This is a genomic window from Peribacillus sp. B65, assembly GCF_058513295.1.
Map to the genome: position 1 here is coordinate 2609406 of NZ_CP195840.1, position 17044 is coordinate 2626449.

At 43.0% G+C, this 17044-nt stretch carries 18 protein-coding genes and 2 riboswitches; of the genes, 15 read left to right on the forward strand and 3 right to left on the reverse strand.

All coding sequences use genetic code 11. From position 1 onward, the window contains the following. Positions 1 to 4 precede the first annotated feature (4 nt). The 4 genes from ACSR9O_RS12745 to ACSR9O_RS12760 all read left to right on the forward strand — a co-directional run bounded on the left by ACSR9O_RS12745 (position 5) and on the right by ACSR9O_RS12760 (position 3892). On the forward strand, positions 5 to 760 hold the full coding sequence (locus ACSR9O_RS12745; RefSeq protein WP_101223669.1) for a metal ABC transporter ATP-binding protein: 756 nt from the start codon (positions 5 to 7) through the stop codon (positions 758 to 760). Positions 761 to 770: 10 nt separating this feature from the next. Further along, positions 771 to 1694: a metal ABC transporter permease gene (locus tag ACSR9O_RS12750; protein ID WP_101223668.1), complete on the forward strand. Its 924-nt coding sequence runs from the start codon at positions 771 to 773 to the stop codon at positions 1692 to 1694. After that, positions 1691 to 2572 (forward strand): metal ABC transporter permease, encoded by an 882-nt coding sequence (locus tag ACSR9O_RS12755; RefSeq protein WP_491724474.1) that lies wholly within the window; start codon positions 1691 to 1693, stop codon positions 2570 to 2572. Before ACSR9O_RS12750 ends, ACSR9O_RS12755 begins: the two co-directional genes overlap by 4 nt. 147 nt (positions 2573 to 2719) lie before the next feature. After that, complete coding sequence (locus ACSR9O_RS12760; RefSeq protein WP_101223666.1) at positions 2720 to 3892, forward strand: FtsW/RodA/SpoVE family cell cycle protein; 1173 nt, start codon at positions 2720 to 2722, stop codon at positions 3890 to 3892. A gap of 80 nt (positions 3893 to 3972) precedes the next feature. Here the strand turns inward: ACSR9O_RS12760 and ACSR9O_RS12765 are convergent, their stop codons facing one another. Beyond that, a complete protein-coding gene (locus ACSR9O_RS12765) occupies positions 3973 to 4308 on the reverse strand; it encodes a spore coat protein (RefSeq protein WP_101223665.1) in 336 nt (111 codons plus the stop codon). Positions 4309 to 4321: 13 nt separating this feature from the next. After that, a complete protein-coding gene (locus ACSR9O_RS12770; RefSeq protein ID WP_101223664.1) occupies positions 4322 to 4600 on the reverse strand; it encodes a hypothetical protein in 279 nt (92 codons plus the stop codon). Positions 4601 to 4799: 199 nt separating this feature from the next. Between ACSR9O_RS12770 and ACSR9O_RS12775 the strand changes: the two genes are divergently transcribed. Further along, positions 4800 to 5666: a proline dehydrogenase family protein gene (locus ACSR9O_RS12775; RefSeq protein WP_402944053.1), complete on the forward strand. Its 867-nt coding sequence runs from the start codon at positions 4800 to 4802 to the stop codon at positions 5664 to 5666. Positions 5667 to 5715: 49 nt separating this feature from the next. Here ACSR9O_RS12775 and ACSR9O_RS12780 read toward each other — a convergent pair whose 3' ends face one another. After that, positions 5716 to 5850: a YuzL family protein gene (locus tag ACSR9O_RS12780; RefSeq protein ID WP_072273724.1), complete on the reverse strand. Its 135-nt coding sequence runs from the start codon at positions 5848 to 5850 to the stop codon at positions 5716 to 5718. A 201-nt stretch (positions 5851 to 6051) separates the two neighbouring features. Here ACSR9O_RS12780 and ACSR9O_RS12785 point away from each other — a divergent pair, with 201 nt between their 5' ends. From ACSR9O_RS12785 to ACSR9O_RS12830, 10 genes are all read left to right on the forward strand, one after another. Further along, positions 6052 to 8442, forward strand: coding sequence for a 3-hydroxyacyl-CoA dehydrogenase/enoyl-CoA hydratase family protein (locus tag ACSR9O_RS12785; protein WP_491724475.1), 2391 nt, complete (start codon positions 6052 to 6054; stop codon positions 8440 to 8442). 72 nt (positions 8443 to 8514) lie between these two features. Next, on the forward strand, positions 8515 to 9693 hold the full coding sequence (locus ACSR9O_RS12790) for an acetyl-CoA C-acetyltransferase (RefSeq protein WP_230176188.1): 1179 nt from the start codon (positions 8515 to 8517) through the stop codon (positions 9691 to 9693). A 68-nt stretch (positions 9694 to 9761) separates the two neighbouring features. Next, positions 9762 to 11549, forward strand: coding sequence for an acyl-CoA dehydrogenase FadE (locus ACSR9O_RS12795; RefSeq protein ID WP_230176189.1), 1788 nt, complete (start codon positions 9762 to 9764; stop codon positions 11547 to 11549). A gap of 140 nt (positions 11550 to 11689) precedes the next feature. Beyond that, on the forward strand, positions 11690 to 12046 hold the full coding sequence (locus ACSR9O_RS12800; protein WP_063234020.1) for an arsenate reductase family protein: 357 nt from the start codon (positions 11690 to 11692) through the stop codon (positions 12044 to 12046). Positions 12047 to 12142: 96 nt separating this feature from the next. Then, positions 12143 to 12526: a glycine cleavage system protein GcvH gene (gene gcvH / locus ACSR9O_RS12805; protein WP_101223658.1), complete on the forward strand. Its 384-nt coding sequence runs from the start codon at positions 12143 to 12145 to the stop codon at positions 12524 to 12526. 92 nt (positions 12527 to 12618) lie between these two features. After that, positions 12619 to 12984, forward strand: coding sequence for a toprim domain-containing protein (locus tag ACSR9O_RS12810; protein ID WP_230176190.1), 366 nt, complete (start codon positions 12619 to 12621; stop codon positions 12982 to 12984). Positions 12985 to 12987: 3 nt separating this feature from the next. Continuing rightward, complete coding sequence (locus ACSR9O_RS12815) at positions 12988 to 13296, forward strand: thioredoxin family protein (protein ID WP_101223994.1); 309 nt, start codon at positions 12988 to 12990, stop codon at positions 13294 to 13296. A 144-nt stretch (positions 13297 to 13440) separates the two neighbouring features. After that, positions 13441 to 13548: riboswitch (SAM riboswitch) on the forward strand. Between the two features lie 99 nt (positions 13549 to 13647). Beyond that, the gene (locus ACSR9O_RS12820; protein ID WP_202190602.1) at positions 13648 to 14958 is read left to right on the forward strand and encodes an O-acetylhomoserine aminocarboxypropyltransferase/cysteine synthase family protein; all 1311 of its coding nucleotides are present in this window, start codon (positions 13648 to 13650) and stop codon (positions 14956 to 14958) included. A 115-nt stretch (positions 14959 to 15073) separates the two neighbouring features. Then, positions 15074 to 15186: riboswitch (SAM riboswitch) on the forward strand. Positions 15187 to 15339: 153 nt separating this feature from the next. Continuing rightward, positions 15340 to 16374: a methionine ABC transporter ATP-binding protein gene (locus ACSR9O_RS12825; protein ID WP_101223657.1), complete on the forward strand. Its 1035-nt coding sequence runs from the start codon at positions 15340 to 15342 to the stop codon at positions 16372 to 16374. Then, the gene (locus ACSR9O_RS12830) at positions 16367 to 17035 is read left to right on the forward strand and encodes a methionine ABC transporter permease (RefSeq protein WP_101223656.1); all 669 of its coding nucleotides are present in this window, start codon (positions 16367 to 16369) and stop codon (positions 17033 to 17035) included. Before ACSR9O_RS12825 ends, ACSR9O_RS12830 begins: the two co-directional genes overlap by 8 nt. Positions 17036 to 17044: the final 9 nt, after the last annotated feature.

A 17044-nucleotide genomic window follows, 5' to 3' on the forward strand; every position in this document is an offset into this window, starting at 1 on the left:
AACTATGAATCAAGCAGCTTTGAAGGTCGAAAATTTAACGATTGCTTATCATAAGAAGCCGGTTGTCGAAGATGTCTCGTTTGAGGTGCCGGAAGGAAATTTAATTGGTATCATAGGCCCCAATGGAGCAGGGAAGTCCACTTTGATAAAGGGAATACTCGAATTGATTCCAAAAATATCGGGGCAAATCACAATAAAAGGATCTACTTATAAATCGATGAGGAAGAGTATCGGTTATGTACCACAGCGGGAGTCAGTGGATTGGGATTTTCCGACCAACGCACTCGATGTCGTGATGATGGGCAGATATGGTCATCTCGGATGGCTGAAGCGGCCAGGGAAGTCCGAAAGGCAGAAGGGGATGGAGTGCCTGGAAAAGGTGGGGATGGCTGAATATGCTAACCGCCAGATCAGCCAGCTATCAGGCGGGCAGCAGCAACGGATATTCCTGGCCCGTGCATTGGCACAGGAAGCGGATATTTATTTTATGGATGAACCGTTCGTAGGGGTGGATGCCGCAACGGAGAAAGCAATCATACAATTGCTGATGGAATTGAAGGAAAAAGGCAAAACCGTCCTGGTTGTGCACCATGATCTATCCACCGTGAAGGAATATTTCGACTGGACGATGTTATTGAATAAAAAGGTGATGAAAATAGGTCCGACAGAGGAAGTGTTCATTCCCGAATACTTACAGGAAACATATGGAGGCCGCCTAGCGATACTATCAGACACAAAATCCGGCCTTTTATTAAAATGAGGTGTACACGATGAACATACTGGATATTATTACTGATCCAAATACAAGGTGGATATTGCTTGGCACGATGTTTCTCGGATTAAGCAGCGGGGTCATCGGCAGCTTTGCCTACCTCAGAAAGCAGTCTTTGCTTGGTGACACGCTCGCACATGCAGCATTACCCGGTATCTGTGTGGCCTTTATGTTAACTGGAGTGAAATCCACTTCCTACTTTCTAATAGGTGCCGCACTGGCTGGCTTAGTGGCTGTCTTCTTGATCAGTGTGCTTACGAGATACAGTAAGATCAAGCAGGATGCGGCATTGGGAATCGTCTTATCTTCCTTCTTTGGCTTCGGAATTGTCATGCTTACGCAGATCCAGCAGAGCGAGTATGGAAACCAGAGTGGATTGGATACGTTTTTATTCGGGCAGACGGCGTCAATGGTCATGTCCGATGTGTATATGATGATGACGGTTTCTTTTATTCTCATATTCACTTGTACCGTATTTTTTAAAGAATTCAAATTACTTTCCTTTGACCCTGGGTTTGCTAAGGGGATGGGATTACCGGTTGTTTTTCTGGATTATTTCATCATGATGCTGATCGTGGCAGCTGTAGTGATCGGTATCCAGGCTGTAGGTGTCGTATTGATGGCATCTTTACTGATAACGCCTGCGGTATCCGCGAGATATTGGACGGAGCGCCTGCATATCATGGTCATCCTGTCTGGTATATTCGGAATGTTGAGCGGTGTGTCTGGTACGTTGATCAGTACATCGGTCAATGATTTGCCAACAGGACCGTTAATTGTCTTATCCGCGACGGTATGGTTTTTCTTTTCCATGCTTTTTGCACCTAAACGCGGAGTGCTTTCATCTGTATGGAGAAGGGTTTCGACGAAAAAGAAATATTCTCTCGAACAGGATAGAAGGAAAGGGAGCCACACATCATGAATGATTTTTGGATTATCTTAGTCGGAGCATTAGTGGCGGGTTCTTGCAGTGTATTAGGGTGTTTTTTGATAGTCAGGAAAATGACGTTGATTGGAGATGCAATCAGTCATTCCGTTTTGCCGGGAATCGTATTGGCATTTTTAATAACCGGAACCCGTGATTCCGTTCCAATGCTGATAGGGGCTGCTGCGCTCGGATTGCTTACCGTATTCTTGATCCAGCTTTTCCAATCGTCGGGCGTTCAATCCGACGCAGCGATCGGGATTGTATTCACTTCCCTTTTTGCAACGGGGATCGTACTCGTGAGCCTGTATACGCAACAAATAGATTTTGACCTGGAACATGTCCTATATGGCGAAATAGCCTATACTCCCTGGAATACGATGACAATCGCGGGAATCGAGGCTGGACCAAAAGCTGTTTGGATAGTCGGCAGTTGTTTCATCCTGAATCTCGTACTGATCTTCCTTTTCTTCAAACAGTTTAAACTCGTGTCTTTTGATCCGTCACTTGCGGCTGCAATGGGTATTCCTGTACTGTTCTTCCATTACTTATTGATGAGCCTCATCTCACTGACAACTGTAGCTTCTTTTGATAGTGTAGGTTCCATTTTAGTAGTTGGAATGCTCATCATACCTGCGGCAACAGCATACCTGCTGTCAGACCGTTTAAGCAGCATGATATTGGTCAGTATCGGGGTAGGGGTGCTAAGTTCCGTCATCGGCTACTATTCTGCCACCATTTTGGATGCCTCGATTTCAGGCTGCATGGTGGGGTCGGCCGCCATATTATTCGGAATGGCCTTTCTCTTTTCCCAAAACCATGGATTGGTCAGCTTATTGCTGAAACGGAGAAAATCAAAGGAATCACATGCATAGCTCTCTCTGCATACAGGCTTCATGGAAATAACTCCATGAAGCCTGTAAACTATTCTTCTATATAGTTGTGATTTTATTTGTTTAAAGTATAATGAATAAGTGTATTTATAGATATATCGCAGGAGCCTTTTTAAGGGAGAGTTAAGTATGGAAGAACAAAATAAATTTTCATCACGAATAGATTTTTCTTTGGTCACAATATTGCTGTTATTATGCGTTGGAAGTTGCTTAGCAATCTATAGTGCCCAAACGACTGGACAGTACGCTGAAAACTTCTTAATTAAACAAATTTTTTGGTATATAGTTGGAATCGGAATCGTATTAGGTTTCATCACCTTGGATTCTGATCAGTTGAAAAAAATATCTTGGTACGCCTATGGCTTCGGATTGTTTTTGCTTTTTTTGCTGATCATTATGCCGGAAAGCATCGTTCCTGTCCGGAATGGTGCGAAAAGTTGGTTCATCATTCCGGGAATCGGTTCGATTCAGCCATCGGAATTCATGAAGGTTTTCCTCATCCTGGCTTTAGCGAATGTCATCTCAAACCATCATCTCAAAAACACGCTGAAAACGATTCAAACGGATATCTGGCTGCTTATTAAAATCGGTCTTGTGACCGGTGCCCCCTTATTGTTAATCATGCAACAGCCGGATTTAGGCACCTCGCTTGTCATCATGTCCATCATGCTCGGAATGATTTTCATCTCAGGGGTAACGTGGAAGATCCTGCTGCCAATCGTTTCGGGAGGAATTGTCGTCGCTTCAGCGGTCCTGTACTTTGTACTTTGGAAGCCGGAAATCCTGGAAAAATACCTAGGGGTAAAATCCTATCAATTCGGCCGTATCTATTCTTGGCTGGATCCATATAATTATGCCAGCTCCGAAGGATATCACTTAACCAAATCTTTACTGGCCATCGGCTCCGGCCAGACCACAGGCAAGGGAATCGGCTCGAGGGAAGTGTATTTGCCTGAGAGTCATTCGGATTTCATTTTCAGCATCATCGGTGAAGAATTCGGCTTCATCGGATCAAGTATCATTATTTCCTTGTTTTTCCTATTGATTTACCATATAACAAAAACGGGAATGGACACGAAAAATAACTTCTATACATATATCTGTGTTGGCGTTATAAGCATGTTGACGTTTCACGTTTTTCAAAATATCGGCATGACTGTAGGTCTTTTACCAATAACTGGGATTCCGCTTCCATTTGTCAGTTATGGAGGAAGCTCGCTAATGGGGAACATGATGGCCATGGGCTTAATATTCAGCATTCGGTATCACTATAAGAAGTATATGTTTTCAACGGATATCTAAATATAAAGCCGGCCCCCGATGGGCCGGCTTTATTTGTAGCAAAAAAAACAAAAGGAGCAGAATCTCCCCTGAATGTTTGCTTATTGAATGTTCGTTCCAGTTGGAAATTGATTTTTATAACCGGAAAATTGTTGATACGATTGGCTTAAGCTGGTAGCTTGCGCCTTTTCTAAACTATACCAGCCTTTTTCGAACATAAGGTTATAGAGTTCACGCTGCATCTCCTGATTTTCTTTGGCAACGGAGAAAATGTCTTGGAATAAGGCTTGGTTACTCATTTCATGCAGGGCAACGGAAAGGGAGTTGCAAAAGTACTTTTCAGTTGAAAGCATATCATTTATAAAATCCCTGTCATTCATTTGCGGTGTCTTTGCCACGGGAGATTCTGGATTTTGGACTTTGTTTTCATTGGGCATCAAGAACCCTCCTTTACTGGTATTGTTGTTGACCCTGATTTTGGTCGGGGTTCAAATGTTTCAATATGGTATCGTAATGACGTTGATGCATGAGTCCGCACCGATTTAAAGCATCAATGATTTGCGGGTCCTTGCATTGTGTGGCAAAAAAATGTGCTTTTTTAATTGCATTCAGATTCCATGCAAGCATATCGGTTAAGTATAAGCTATCTTTCACCGTAACCATTTCCGGCGGCTGTTTCATAAAGCCGGTGGACTGCTGTTGGCTGTTAAACGAATTTTGCTGTTCCATCATTGCTACCTCCTTAAGTGTTCTTTAAACGAGCTTAATTTTCCCTTCTGGATTTTTTTTATTCTTGATTCTAAATATCTGAAAAGTGCATTAAATGGTAAAATAATCTTGTGCATCTATTTTCCAAAATGATTTGGAGGGGAATGCAGTGGAAAGAATATTGAAAAATCTATTCCTTTTTTTATCAAAGAACAAGGGCATGACAAAGGCAGCGAAAAAATACGGGCTGCGGTTTGGGGCATCTCGTTTCGTGGCAGGAGAATCCTTGGATATGGCATGTGAAGTGATTGCAGATCTTAACCGGAAAGGGCTTGCCGTCACTATTGATTATTTAGGTGAATTCATTGAAGATGAACAAGAAGCAGGGAAGATGGCAGATGAGTGCATTGAAGCAATCCGCATGATTGGCAGAAATGAACTGGATTCACAGTTATCCCTGAAGCTGACCTCGATGGGCTTGGATGTGTCCGAACGAGTCGTAATGAATAACATGCGGAGGATCTTGGATGAAGCTAAAGCCCATCAGGTTTTCGTGACGCTTGATATGGAAGATTTTCCGCGCTGTCAGCCGACTTTGGATGTATTCAAAAACCTGAAGTCTGAATATAATGAATTGGGGACTGTCATCCAAGCTTATCTGTATCGGACTGAGAAGGATATTGAGGAGCTGGATGCATACCATCCGAATCTAAGGCTTGTTAAAGGGGCTTATAAAGAACCAAGGGAAGTGGCTTTTCCCGAGAAAAAAGATGTGGATGAGAATTTCAAGAAAATCATCAAGAAGCATATGCAAAATGGCAATTACACAGCCGTTGCCACACATGATGACAAGATCATTGATTATACGAGGGACTTGGTCAAAGATCAGGGAATTCCCCGTGATCGATTTGAATTCCAAATGTTATATGGCATCCGCAATGAAAAGCAGCTCGAACTTGCTAAAGAAGGATATAAGGTAAGGGTGTATGTTCCTTATGGTACGGATTGGTATGGATACTTCATGCGCCGCCTTGCAGAGAGACCGGCCAATATTGCTTTCGTTTTAAAAGGCCTATTCAAGAAATAGGAAGCGAGATCCGCCCCGGAAAAGGGACGGCTGCTCAAATTAAGAAAGATTATCTTTTGAACTGATTGTTCTGGCTGTTCACTTTATTGATTCCGTGTTGACGTTCAGCTCCAGGGCCGGCATTGCCTTTAACGCTTGCTGCGCTTACGGCTGCTTTAGAAGGATTATCTTTACGCTTCATTATATAAGTCACCTCCACTCCGGTTATTTTTTACTGAACGGAGGAGAAATAACCGAAGGAACTCGGAGAAAAAAATATTTTTTTCCTGTTTAATCATTGCGGAATTTCCAAATATATTCTATATTAGTAATAAGAAAAAATATTCAAAATTTTTTTGAATTAAAAATGAATGAGCATTCATTCAATAAATTGTGTAAGGGGGATATGAACTTGGTTCGACAAATACGAAAGGCTGCTGTTCTAGGGTCAGGAGTTATGGGATCAGGGATTGCTGCACACCTTGCTAACATCGGCATTCCGACTTTATTATTGGATATTGTACCTCGTGAACTAACTGAGGATGAAAAGAAAAAGGGACTGACATTAGATAATAAACAAGTGCGTAACCGCATCAGCCAAACAGCGATTACGAAACTTTTAAAACAGAAACCAGCTCCGCTTTCGGCTAAGGGAAACATTGCGTTGATCGAGGCAGGAAACCTGGAAGATGATATAAGTCGTTTAAAGGATGTCGATTGGATCATCGAAGTGGTCGTTGAGAAGCTTGAGGTTAAGCAAAGTGTGTTCGCCCAGGTTGATCAGCATCGTAAACCAGGAAGCATCGTTTCATCGAATACCTCCGGAATATCAATTGAAGCAATGGCAGAAGGCCGTTCGGAGGACTTTCAAAAGCACTTCCTGGGAACCCACTTCTTCAATCCGCCGCGTTATCTTAAGTTGTTGGAGCTTATTCCAACTAAAGCAACTTCACCAGAAGTGCTCGAATACATGAAACGATTCGGCGAAGATGTACTGGGAAAAGGTGTCGTCGAAGCCAAGGATACCCCTAACTTTATCGCAAACCGAATTGGAACTTATGGTTTATTGGTCACTCTGCGGGAAATGCAAAAAGGCGGATACAGTGTTGGTGAGGTCGATTCGGTTACAGGTCCGTTGATTGGAAGGGCAACTAGTGCGACTTTCCGGACACTTGATGTAGTTGGATTGGATACCTTTGCACATGTTGCCAGAAACGTATATGAACAGGTGGATGGAGAAGAAAAAGAAGTTTTCAAAATACCTGATTTCATGAATGAAATGCTGAAGAATGGGTGGCTTGGAAGCAAGTCAGGCCAAGGATTTTTCTTGAAAAAAGGAAAGGAAATCCTTGAACTGAATCCCGATACCCTTGAATATGATGCACGAAAAAGATTAAAAACGCCTTCCATTGAAATGGCTAAACAGGCCAAGGGCTTTGAAAATAAAATGAAAGCGCTTGTTTATAGCGAAGACCGTACCGGCCAATTACTTTGGAATGTCCTGAATCCGGCGCTTGTGTATTCTGCCCAGCTGCTTGGGGACATCGCGGATGACATCGTGGCGATCGATCAAGCGATGAAATGGGGCTTCGGATGGTCAACAGGACCATTTGAAACATGGGATGCGATAGGGGTAGAAAAATCGGTAGCCCGAATGGAGGCGGAAGGCATCACCGTTCCGCAATGGGTGAAGGATATGCTCGCTAAAGGCATCACTTCCTTCTATAAAGAAGAAAATGGCATAGTTCACTATTATGATAATGGTGAATATAAGGAACTTGTTGCAAATCCTAAAGTGATAAATCTTAAAGCGATAAAGAAACAAAAAGGCGTAATCAAGAAAAACAGTGGTGCAAGCTTGATGGATATCGGCGATGGAGTGGCTCTTCTTGAATTCACTTCACCGAATAATGCAATCGGTCTGGATATCATACAAATGATCAATGCGGCGGTCGACGAAGCGGAAGCGAATTTTAAAGGCTTGGTCATCGGAAACCAAGGAAAGAACTTCTGTGTAGGCGCTAATATTGCAATGATGCTGATGGAAGCACAGGATGACAACATTTTTGAACTCGATATGGTCATCAGCCAATTCCAAAAGGCGATGCTTAAAATCAAGTACAGTGCTGTTCCTGTAGTGGTTGCACCGTTTAATATGACACTTGGCGGGGGAGCTGAAGTATCCCTTCCGGCAGCGCGCATCCAGGCAACGACAGAAACGTATATGGGACTAGTGGAAGCTGGTGTAGGTTTGATTCCAGGCGGCGGCGGGACTAAAGAACTTTATGTGAAGACGTTGAGGAATATGCCGAAGGGCGTCGACTTCGACTTACAGAAAGTGGCCAACCAAGTATTTGAAACGGTCGCCATGGCAAAAGTTTCGACCTCCGCCGAGGAAGCGAGAGGGAACAATTTCCTTAATTCAGCGGATGGGATAAGCGTAAATGCGGATCATCAGCTATATGATGCGAAACAGGCGGTAATTTCCATGCATGAACAAGGCTATATCGCTCCGGCCCGCACAAAAATCCCTGTCGTAGGTGAAACGGGATATGCCGCACTTCTATTAGGGGCGGAATCCATGCGCCTTTCAGGTTTCTTATCAGAACATGACCTTGTCATAGCCAAAGAGCTTGCATATGTGCTGGCGGGGGGGAAACTCCCATTTGGCACGGAAGTAGATGAACAGTACATCTTGAACCTAGAAAAACAGGCATTCCTGAAACTGGTTTCGACTCCGAAATCCCAAGCAAGGATGCAGCATATGCTTGTTAAAGGCAAACCACTCCGTAATTGATGAATGGACGAAGAAATGGCCAAAACGAAGATTAATAGATCAATAGCTTAAAAATGAATAAGGGGGATCCTCATGAAAGAAGCGGTAATAGTAGCTGGAGCAAGGACTCCGGTTGGAAGAGCGAAAAAAGGTTCTCTTGCCAGTGTACGTCCTGATGATTTAGGGGCTCTTGTCGTAAAGGAAACGTTAAAGCGTGCAGGGAATTATGAAGGCACCATCGATGACCTGATTATCGGTTGTGCAATGCCTGAAGCGGAGCAAGGATTGAACATGGCTCGTAACATTGGTGCATTGGCAGGATTACCTTATACAGTACCGGCCATAACGATTAATCGTTACTGTTCAAGCGGGCTGCAAAGCATCGCTTATGGAGCGGAAAGGATCATGCTCGGCCAAAGTGATACTGTCATTGCAGGCGGAGCGGAATCCATGAGCCTTTTGCCAATGATGGGCCATGTAACACGTCCGAACGCGAGACTTGCGGAAACGGCACCGGAATATTATATGGGTATGGGCCACACTGCTGAAGCCGTTGCAAAAAAATACGGCATTTCCCGTGACGATCAAGATGCATTTTCTGTTCGTAGTCATCAAAAGGCGGCGAAGGCCATTGCAGAAGGAAAGTTTTCGGATGAGATCGTACCGGTTGACGTAACCCTTCGTTCAGTGGGACCAGATCTTAAGTTAAAGGAAAAAACATTTACATTTACACAGGATGAGGGCGTTCGTCCAGGCACCACTGCTGAAGTGCTAAAAAAACTAAGACCTGCATTCTCTGTTACAGGCTCCGTAACAGCAGGGAATTCCTCACAAACGAGTGACGGTGCAGCCGCGGTCATGGTCATGGATGGGGAAAAGGCCTCTTCATTAGGGATGAAACCGATGGGTAAGTTCCGTTCCTTTGCTGTAGCGGGAGTACCGCCTGAAATCATGGGTATCGGACCGATTGCAGCCATTCCTAAAGCTTTGAAGCTAGCGGGTCTTGAGTTATCGGATATTGGTTTATTTGAATTGAATGAAGCCTTTGCTTCCCAATCCATTCAAATCATTCGTGAGCTCGGTTTGAATGAAGAGATTGTCAATGTAAATGGCGGAGCCATCGCCTTAGGCCATCCACTAGGATGTTCGGGGGCAAAACTGACATTAAGCCTGCTACATGAAATGAAGCGCAGAAACCAACAGTTCGGAGTCGTGACAATGTGTATTGGCGGCGGAATGGGTGCTGCTGGAGTATTTGAATTATTTGCTTAATCCCCCCCTCCCGGAAGCTGTCATGCTTCCGGCGGATTTACTATCTTAAATACTTAGGAGGAAATAACATGTCCAATCAAACTACAGATAACCTCATTAAAGGCGGAGCCTTTTTAGTAGAAGATATTACGTATGATCAAGTGTTTACACCGGAAGATTATTCTGATGAGCATAAAATGATCGCCAAAACTACCGAGGATTTCGTAGAGAATGAAATTCTGCCGCAGGTTGAACATTTAGAAAACCATGAATTTGACCGTTCCGTTAAATTACTGAAGCATGCAGGTGAAATCGGTTTACTTGGTGCTGATGTTCCTGAGGAATACAGCGGACTGGGTCTTGATAAAATCAGTTCGGCATTGATCACAGAAAAAATGGCACTTTCAGGCGGCTTTGGAATTACGCATGGTGCACATGTAGGTATCGGATCTTTGCCGATCGTATTATTCGGGAATGAAGAACAAAAGAAAAAATACCTCCCTTTACTGGCAACGGGTGAGAAGATTGCTGCGTATGCCTTAACGGAACCAAGCTCAGGTTCAGATGCCTTGGGAGCAAAAACGACAGCGAAATTGAATGCCCAAGGAACACACTATATTCTAAATGGTGAAAAACAATGGATTACAAATGCAGGTTTTGCAGATGTCTTCTGTGTATACGCCAAAATCGACGGCGAAAAATTCTCCGCTTTCATTGTTGAGCGTGATTATGATGGCGTATCAACTGGTGCTGAAGAGAAGAAAATGGGAATCAAAAGCTCATCTACACGTACATTAATCCTTGAAGATGTACATGTGCCAGTCGAAAACCTTTTGGGTGTAGCCGGAAAAGGACATGTCATCGCTTTCAATATCCTGAATATCGGCCGTTATAAATTAGGTGTCGGTGCAGTCGGCGGATCTAAACGTGCCCTTGAGATTACAGCAGCTTATACGAATCAACGTCAACAGTTCAAAACGAAAATTTCCGATTTTAACTTGACGAAAGAAAAACTTGCAACAATGGCATCCAAAATTTATGCAGCAGAAAGCTCTGTATACCGTACCGTTGGCCTTTATGAACAAAGACAAAGCAAATTGACGGATGAGCAAGTGAAAGATGGTAAATCAATGGCTGCTGCAATCGCTGAATATGCCATTGAGTGTTCATTGAATAAATTCTTCGCTTCCGAAGTGTTGGATTATGTTACGGACGAAGGCGTACAGCTTCATGGTGGCTATGGTTTCATGCAGGAGTATGAAATTGAAAAAGCATATCGTGATTCCCGGATTAACCGGATCTTTGAAGGTACAAATGAAATCAATCGATTGCTTGTCCCTGGAACTTTCCTGAAGAAAGCACTTAAAGGGGAATTGCCGCTTCTTCAAAAGGCTCAAAGCCTGCAAGAGGAATTAATGATGATGATGCCGGAAGAACCTGGCGATGAGCCATTGGCACAAGAAAAAATGCTTGTTAGGAATGCTAAGAAAATCGGGATTCTGGCAGCTGGCCTTGCTGCACAGAAATACGGCAAAACTCTTGATCAAGAACAAGAAATCCTCTCCAACATTGCTGATATCGCATCCCTTGCCTATGCAGCGGAATCCGTGGTATTGCGTACGGAAAAAGCAATAGCAGCTACAGGCCTGGAGAAGAACAAACAAAAAGTGCTTTACACAGAAATCTTCGTTCAGGAAGCTTTCAATGAAATAGAACAGCACGCAAAGGAAACGTTAATCGCAGTGGAAACAGGCGATACTCTTCGCATCATGCTTGCGTCGCTCCGTAAGCTGACAAGGCATAATCCGATCAATGTCATTGCGAAAAAACGTGAAGCTTCCGTCAAGGTAATCGAAGCTGAAAAATATGCTCTTTAAGAAATGAATCAAAATCAGTAAAGGGAATGCCCGAGAAGGCATTCCCTTATTTCCTTTGATGAAATCGCATTGGAAATTCAAAAGACAATTCGTTGTATTGCGTGATGAAAACGGGTATTCTATTGATAGGTGGTGAAATGATGGGCTTAACATTATATTGGTACCCAAAATGCGGCACATGCCGTAACGCGAAGAAGTGGCTTGATAATCATGAACTGCAATATGAAGCAATCCATATAGCGGAAAATCCGCCTTCGCGAACAGAAATAGAACAACTATATAAAATCAGCAATTTGGAGTTGAAGAAGTTTTTCAATACTAGCGGTCAAAAATATCGGGAGCTTGGCTTAAAGGATAAGCTGAAAGAAGCTTCTGAAGCAGAGATGCTTGATATATTGTCCACAGATGGCATGCTTCTGAAAAGGCCGATTGTTACGGATGGCACCAAAGTGACGGTAGGTTTCAAAGAGGAGCAATTCGAACAGGTTTGGAACTGAAAATTTCTCGAAATATTTGGTTAATTCCTTACTTAAACAAACAATCTACCTTATAATGGAATAGATAAAATAAGATGTACATATGGAGGGTTAATAATGACAACAACACCAAAAGAACTTCGTTACACAAAAGAACATGAATGGGTCAAAACGGAAGATGGAACAGTGCGCATTGGAATTACAGCTTTCGCACAGTCCGAGCTTGGGGACATCGTATTCGTTGAGCTTCCGGAAATCGGCGATGAATTGAAAGCGAACGAACCATTCGGAAGTGTTGAATCCGTTAAGACCGTTTCTGAGCTTTATGCACCTATCAGTGGCAAGGTTGTTGAAGTAAACGAAGATTTAAGTGACAACCCTGAATATGTAAATGAGTCTCCTTATGAAAAGGCATGGATGGTCGTGCTTGAACCATCTAATAGCAGTGATATTGAAAGCTTGATGAGCGCTGAAGAGTATGAGAGTTTAATCAACGGTTAAAAAAAAGGAGAGGGGGGACTGAAAAGGCCTGCTCTCTTTTTCATTTGGTACCGTGGCAGTTGCACACATAATTCGTGAGATGGAGTGATGACATGGAGTGGGGCGAATTCGATAAAGTGATCATTGTAGAAGGCAGTTCCGATAGAAGAAAAGTTGCCTCCGTTTTAAATGAAGATGTGGAAATTAGATGTACGAATGGGACCATATCATTAACTAAGCTGGATGAATTAGTGGATGAATTGATGGACCGTGATGTTTATCTCCTTTTTGACGCAGATGAATCAGGAGAAAAGCTGCGGAAGCAGTTCCGAATGGAAATGCCTGAGGCGAACCACCTGTATATTAATAAAATGTACAAAGAAGTGGAAAGCTCACCCGAACATCATATCGCAACTGTGCTTCTATCTGCCAATATGAATGTGAAAATGAAATTTTTAAGTCAAAGGGTGAACGACTAATTGATGCAGGAATGGAAAGAAGAAGAGTGTAAGCTTGCTGTTGAAAATGGGGAAACCTTTTGCTTATATTTATATACCCCTTTATGCGGCACTTGTCAGGTTGCCTCCAAGATGCTGACGATATCCTTGGAGCTATTCCCGGAATTGAAGGCAGGCAAAATGAATATGAATTATGTCCAAGCAATTGCCGAATCATATGAAATCGAAAGTGTTCCATGTTTATTGTTTTTCAAAGAAGGACGGCTGCACAAAAAAATATATGCCTTTCAATCCGTTCCTTATTTGTACGGATTGCTTAAGGAAATCAGCTAAGAAACCAATCAGAACCGTGGTTGGTTTCTTTGTTGCGGACATATGAATGCTAGATGAAATTAAACAAAGAATATTCTAACAATTCATTGACTGATTTAATCTAAAATGCTATATTTTGAATTAAGTAACGGCAGAATTTAATAGTTCTTATCAAGAGTGGCGGAGGGACTGGCCCGACGAAGCCCGGCAACCGGTATAAATTTTTATATACGGTGCTAATTCCAGCAGAGTGTTGGCTCTGGTAGATGAGGTGTATTCTTGAAACCTCTTCTTATTGAAGTGGTTTTTTTGTTTATAAAAGGCCAAACATCATATAATTCCAACTAAATCCATAGAAAAAGGTGAAATCATATGTCAGGGAAAAAATTGCGTTTCGAAACATTGAGTGTTCATGGCGGTCTGCAAGCTGATGAAACAGGTGCACGTGCAGTTCCTATCTACCAAAGCAATGCATACTTGTTCAAAGACACCGACCATGCAGCGAATTTATTTGGCCTAAAGGAGAATGGCTATATATATTCACGACTCCATAATCCCACGATCAGCGTTTTTGAGGAAAGAATGGCCTTATTGGAAGGCGGAATCGGCGGATTGGCAACAGCAAGCGGAATGGCTGCCATCTCACTTTCAATCCTGAATATTGCCGCTGCAGGGGATGAGATTGTTTCAGCATCTACATTATATGGCGGTACGTATAACCTTTTTGAAAATACTCTTCCTAAATACGGGATTAAAGTGAAGTTCGTTTCTCCTGATGACCCTGAAAATTTCAAAAGGGCGATTACGCCAAGAACTAAAGCCATTTTTGCTGAAACCATCGGAAATCCAAGTTTGAGGGTGCTTGATATTGAAGCGGTAGCGAAAATCGCCCATGATGCCGGAATACCTTTAATCATTGATAATACCTTTGCGACACCGTATCTATGCAGACCAATTGATTTTGGAGCCGATATTGTCATCCATTCCGCTACAAAATGGCTTCTGGGAAATGGAACTACGCTTGGTGGTGTCATCGTGGATGGAGGGAAATTCGATTGGAACTCGCCAAATTACCCTGGCTTCACAGAGCCTGACCCAAGTTACGACAATCTGGTATACGCCGAGGCAGTTGGACCTGCCGCATTCATAACGAAAGCCCGAGTCCAGTTACTCCGTGATTTAGGACCTGCGCTAAGTGCCCAAAGTGCATTCCAGTTTACGCTGGGACTTGAAACGCTGCATGTAAGGATGAAAGAGCATCTATCGAACACCAAGTCTGTCATTAAATATTTAAAAAACCATCCTGCGGTGACTTGGGTTTCACATCCTGGTGATGAGGATCATCCCGATAAAGCCCTTGCGGAAAAATATTTGCCAAAGGGAGCTGGATCTGTTGTGACTTTTGGGATACAAGGTAATCGAGAAGCTGGGGCAAAACTTATCAATTCGGTGGAATTATGGTCCCATGTAGCGAATGTTGGGGATGCGAAGAGCTTGATCATCCACCCAGCCAGTACGACCCATCAACAATTGAATGAGGCAGGTCTTGCGAAAGCGGGTGTGAGTGCCGACCAAGTCCGTTTATCGATTGGGATTGAAAATGTAGAGGATTTAATAGAAGATTTGGAGCAGGCAATTGAAAAAGCGACGAATATCGTCTCCTTGACATCCAAAACGGTTTAAGTAAAGTTTCTGTATGCTTGTACTAGAAATATTATACATTGCGCTCCTTTTTTATCTATGATAAAATTTCTCCATACTAAAGAACTTAATGATGTACAAATATTCTATATATTAGCTCTTATCAAGAGAGGTGGAGGGATGTGCCCGATGAAACCCGGCAACCGACAAGGAGATTTCCTTGGAAAGGTGCCAATTCACACAAAGTTTAATCACTTTGGAAGATGAGAGGAAGGCCTGTTTCTTCACCTGCCTTTCTGCTCATGCAGAAAGGTTTTTTCTGTTTTAATTGGGTAAACTTTTACATGATATGAGAAACAGACTAATAATGTAGAGAAATCAACTAAGTTCATAGGTTTTATTGGATAAAAGAGGTGAGGGTTAATGATCACATTGACGAAAGTCAGTAAGCTGTTCCGAACAGGAAAAGGAAACAGTGAGACAATCAAGGCTGTAAATAATGTGAATGTTGAAATAAATAAAGGCGAGATTTTCGGTATCATCGGTTACAGTGGAGCGGGGAAAAGTACTTTGATCAGAATGCTCAATGGATTGGAAACACCAACAGAGGGATCCGTTGTAGTTGCTGAGAAGGAAATTTCAAAAATTAAAGGGGCTCAGCTCCGCAAGGCCCGTCAAGAAATCAGCATGATTTTCCAACATTTCAATTTATTATGGTCGAGGACCGTTCAGGAGAATATATCTTTCCCATTGGAAATTGCAGGAGTTTCTAAACCTGAGCGAACCAAGCGTGTGAACGAATTGATCAAGTTAGTAGGATTGGAAGGCAGGGAAAAGGCCTATCCATCACAATTAAGCGGAGGGCAAAAGCAAAGGGTGGGAATAGCCAGGGCTCTGGCAAATGACCCTAAAGTGCTGCTGTGTGATGAAGCGACTTCTGCCTTGGATCCGCAGACTACCGACTCCATACTCGAATTGCTTGTTGACATCAATCAGCGTTTGGGGTTGACGATCGTCCTGATAACACATGAAATGCATGTGATCCGCAAAATCTGCCATCGCGTCGCCGTGATGGAAAGTGGGCAAGTTGTTGAACAGGGACCTGTCCTGGATGTTTTCAAGAACCCTAAAGAACAAATGACGAAGCGTTTCGTGCAACAGGTAACGGAACCGGAAGAAACGAAAGAAACGATGGACCATTTGCTCGAACGCTATCCTGCAGGCAAAGTGATTCAATTGACCTTTGTAGGCGATCATGCCGAAAGCCCGTTGATCACCAAGCTTGTACGTAACTTCGAGTTGGATGTCAATATCGTTCAAGGTAAGATATCCCAAACAAGAAGCGGTTCATATGGAACACTGTTTATCCATCTTGATGGCACTGAGGATGAAATGCTCCGCGCAATCGAATTCATTAAAGCACAACAGGTAGGCGTGGAGGTGATTACTCATGCTTGAAGAATTATTGCCGAATGTTGATTGGGAAGACATTATTGAAGCTACGAGGGAAACGCTTTACATGACAAGCGTCTCTGTAGTGGCAACCTTTTTTATAGGCATAATATTAGGATTGATCCTGTTCCTGACAGGGAAGGGTAATATGTGGGAAAACCGGGCAGTCAACGGGATCATGAGTGCTGTCGTCAATATTTTCCGTTCCATTCCATTTCTTATTTTGATCGTGCTGCTCATTCCTTTCACTAAAGCGCTAGTCGGTTCCATGATCGGAGAGAACGCTGCACTGCCGGCACTTATTATCGGTGCGGCACCATTTTATGCGCGTATGGTAGAAATCGGCCTTCGTGAAATCGATAAAGGTGTAATTGAAGCCGCTAAATCGATGGGAGCAAAAACGAGCACGATCATTTGGAAGGTCCTTCTTCCAGAGTCAATGCCTGCACTTATTTCCGGGATTACGGTAACATCGATTGCATTGGTTGGATATACCGCAATGGCCGGGGTCATCGGCGCAGGCGGGCTTGGTAATCTAGCCTATTTGGACGGATATCAAAGAAATCAAAATGACGTTACACTAGTGGCGACCATCGTTATTCTAATTATCGTCTTCATAATTCAAATTATTGGAGATGTGATTACATCTAAATTGGACAAAAGATAAAGGGAGATG

Excerpts from the sequence above, each read along its gene's own strand:
- ACSR9O_RS12795 (WP_230176189.1), top strand. The coding sequence starts at position 9,762 with ATGTCCAATCAAACTACAGATAACCTCATTAAAGGCGGAGCCTTTTTA.
- ACSR9O_RS12760 (WP_101223666.1), top strand. The coding sequence starts at position 2,720 with ATGGAAGAACAAAATAAATTTTCATCACGAATAGATTTTTCTTTGGTC.
- ACSR9O_RS12765 (WP_101223665.1), bottom strand. The coding sequence starts at position 4,308 with ATGCCCAATGAAAACAAAGTCCAAAATCCAGAATCTCCCGTGGCAAAG.
- ACSR9O_RS12810 (WP_230176190.1), top strand. The coding sequence starts at position 12,619 with ATGGAGTGGGGCGAATTCGATAAAGTGATCATTGTAGAAGGCAGTTCC.
- ACSR9O_RS12790 (WP_230176188.1), top strand. The coding sequence starts at position 8,515 with ATGAAAGAAGCGGTAATAGTAGCTGGAGCAAGGACTCCGGTTGGAAGA.
- gcvH (WP_101223658.1), top strand. The coding sequence starts at position 12,143 with ATGACAACAACACCAAAAGAACTTCGTTACACAAAAGAACATGAATGG.
- ACSR9O_RS12825 (WP_101223657.1), top strand. The coding sequence starts at position 15,340 with ATGATCACATTGACGAAAGTCAGTAAGCTGTTCCGAACAGGAAAAGGA.
- ACSR9O_RS12820 (WP_202190602.1), top strand. The coding sequence starts at position 13,648 with ATGTCAGGGAAAAAATTGCGTTTCGAAACATTGAGTGTTCATGGCGGT.
- ACSR9O_RS12755 (WP_491724474.1), top strand. The coding sequence starts at position 1,691 with ATGAATGATTTTTGGATTATCTTAGTCGGAGCATTAGTGGCGGGTTCT.
- ACSR9O_RS12775 (WP_402944053.1), top strand. The coding sequence starts at position 4,800 with ATGACAAAGGCAGCGAAAAAATACGGGCTGCGGTTTGGGGCATCTCGT.
- ACSR9O_RS12800 (WP_063234020.1), top strand. The coding sequence starts at position 11,690 with ATGGGCTTAACATTATATTGGTACCCAAAATGCGGCACATGCCGTAAC.
- ACSR9O_RS12750 (WP_101223668.1), top strand. The coding sequence starts at position 771 with ATGAACATACTGGATATTATTACTGATCCAAATACAAGGTGGATATTG.
- ACSR9O_RS12770 (WP_101223664.1), bottom strand. The coding sequence starts at position 4,600 with ATGGAACAGCAAAATTCGTTTAACAGCCAACAGCAGTCCACCGGCTTT.
- ACSR9O_RS12815 (WP_101223994.1), top strand. The coding sequence starts at position 12,988 with ATGCAGGAATGGAAAGAAGAAGAGTGTAAGCTTGCTGTTGAAAATGGG.
- ACSR9O_RS12785 (WP_491724475.1), top strand. The coding sequence starts at position 6,052 with ATGAACTTGGTTCGACAAATACGAAAGGCTGCTGTTCTAGGGTCAGGA.
- ACSR9O_RS12745 (WP_101223669.1), top strand. The coding sequence starts at position 5 with ATGAATCAAGCAGCTTTGAAGGTCGAAAATTTAACGATTGCTTATCAT.
- ACSR9O_RS12830 (WP_101223656.1), top strand. The coding sequence starts at position 16,367 with ATGCTTGAAGAATTATTGCCGAATGTTGATTGGGAAGACATTATTGAA.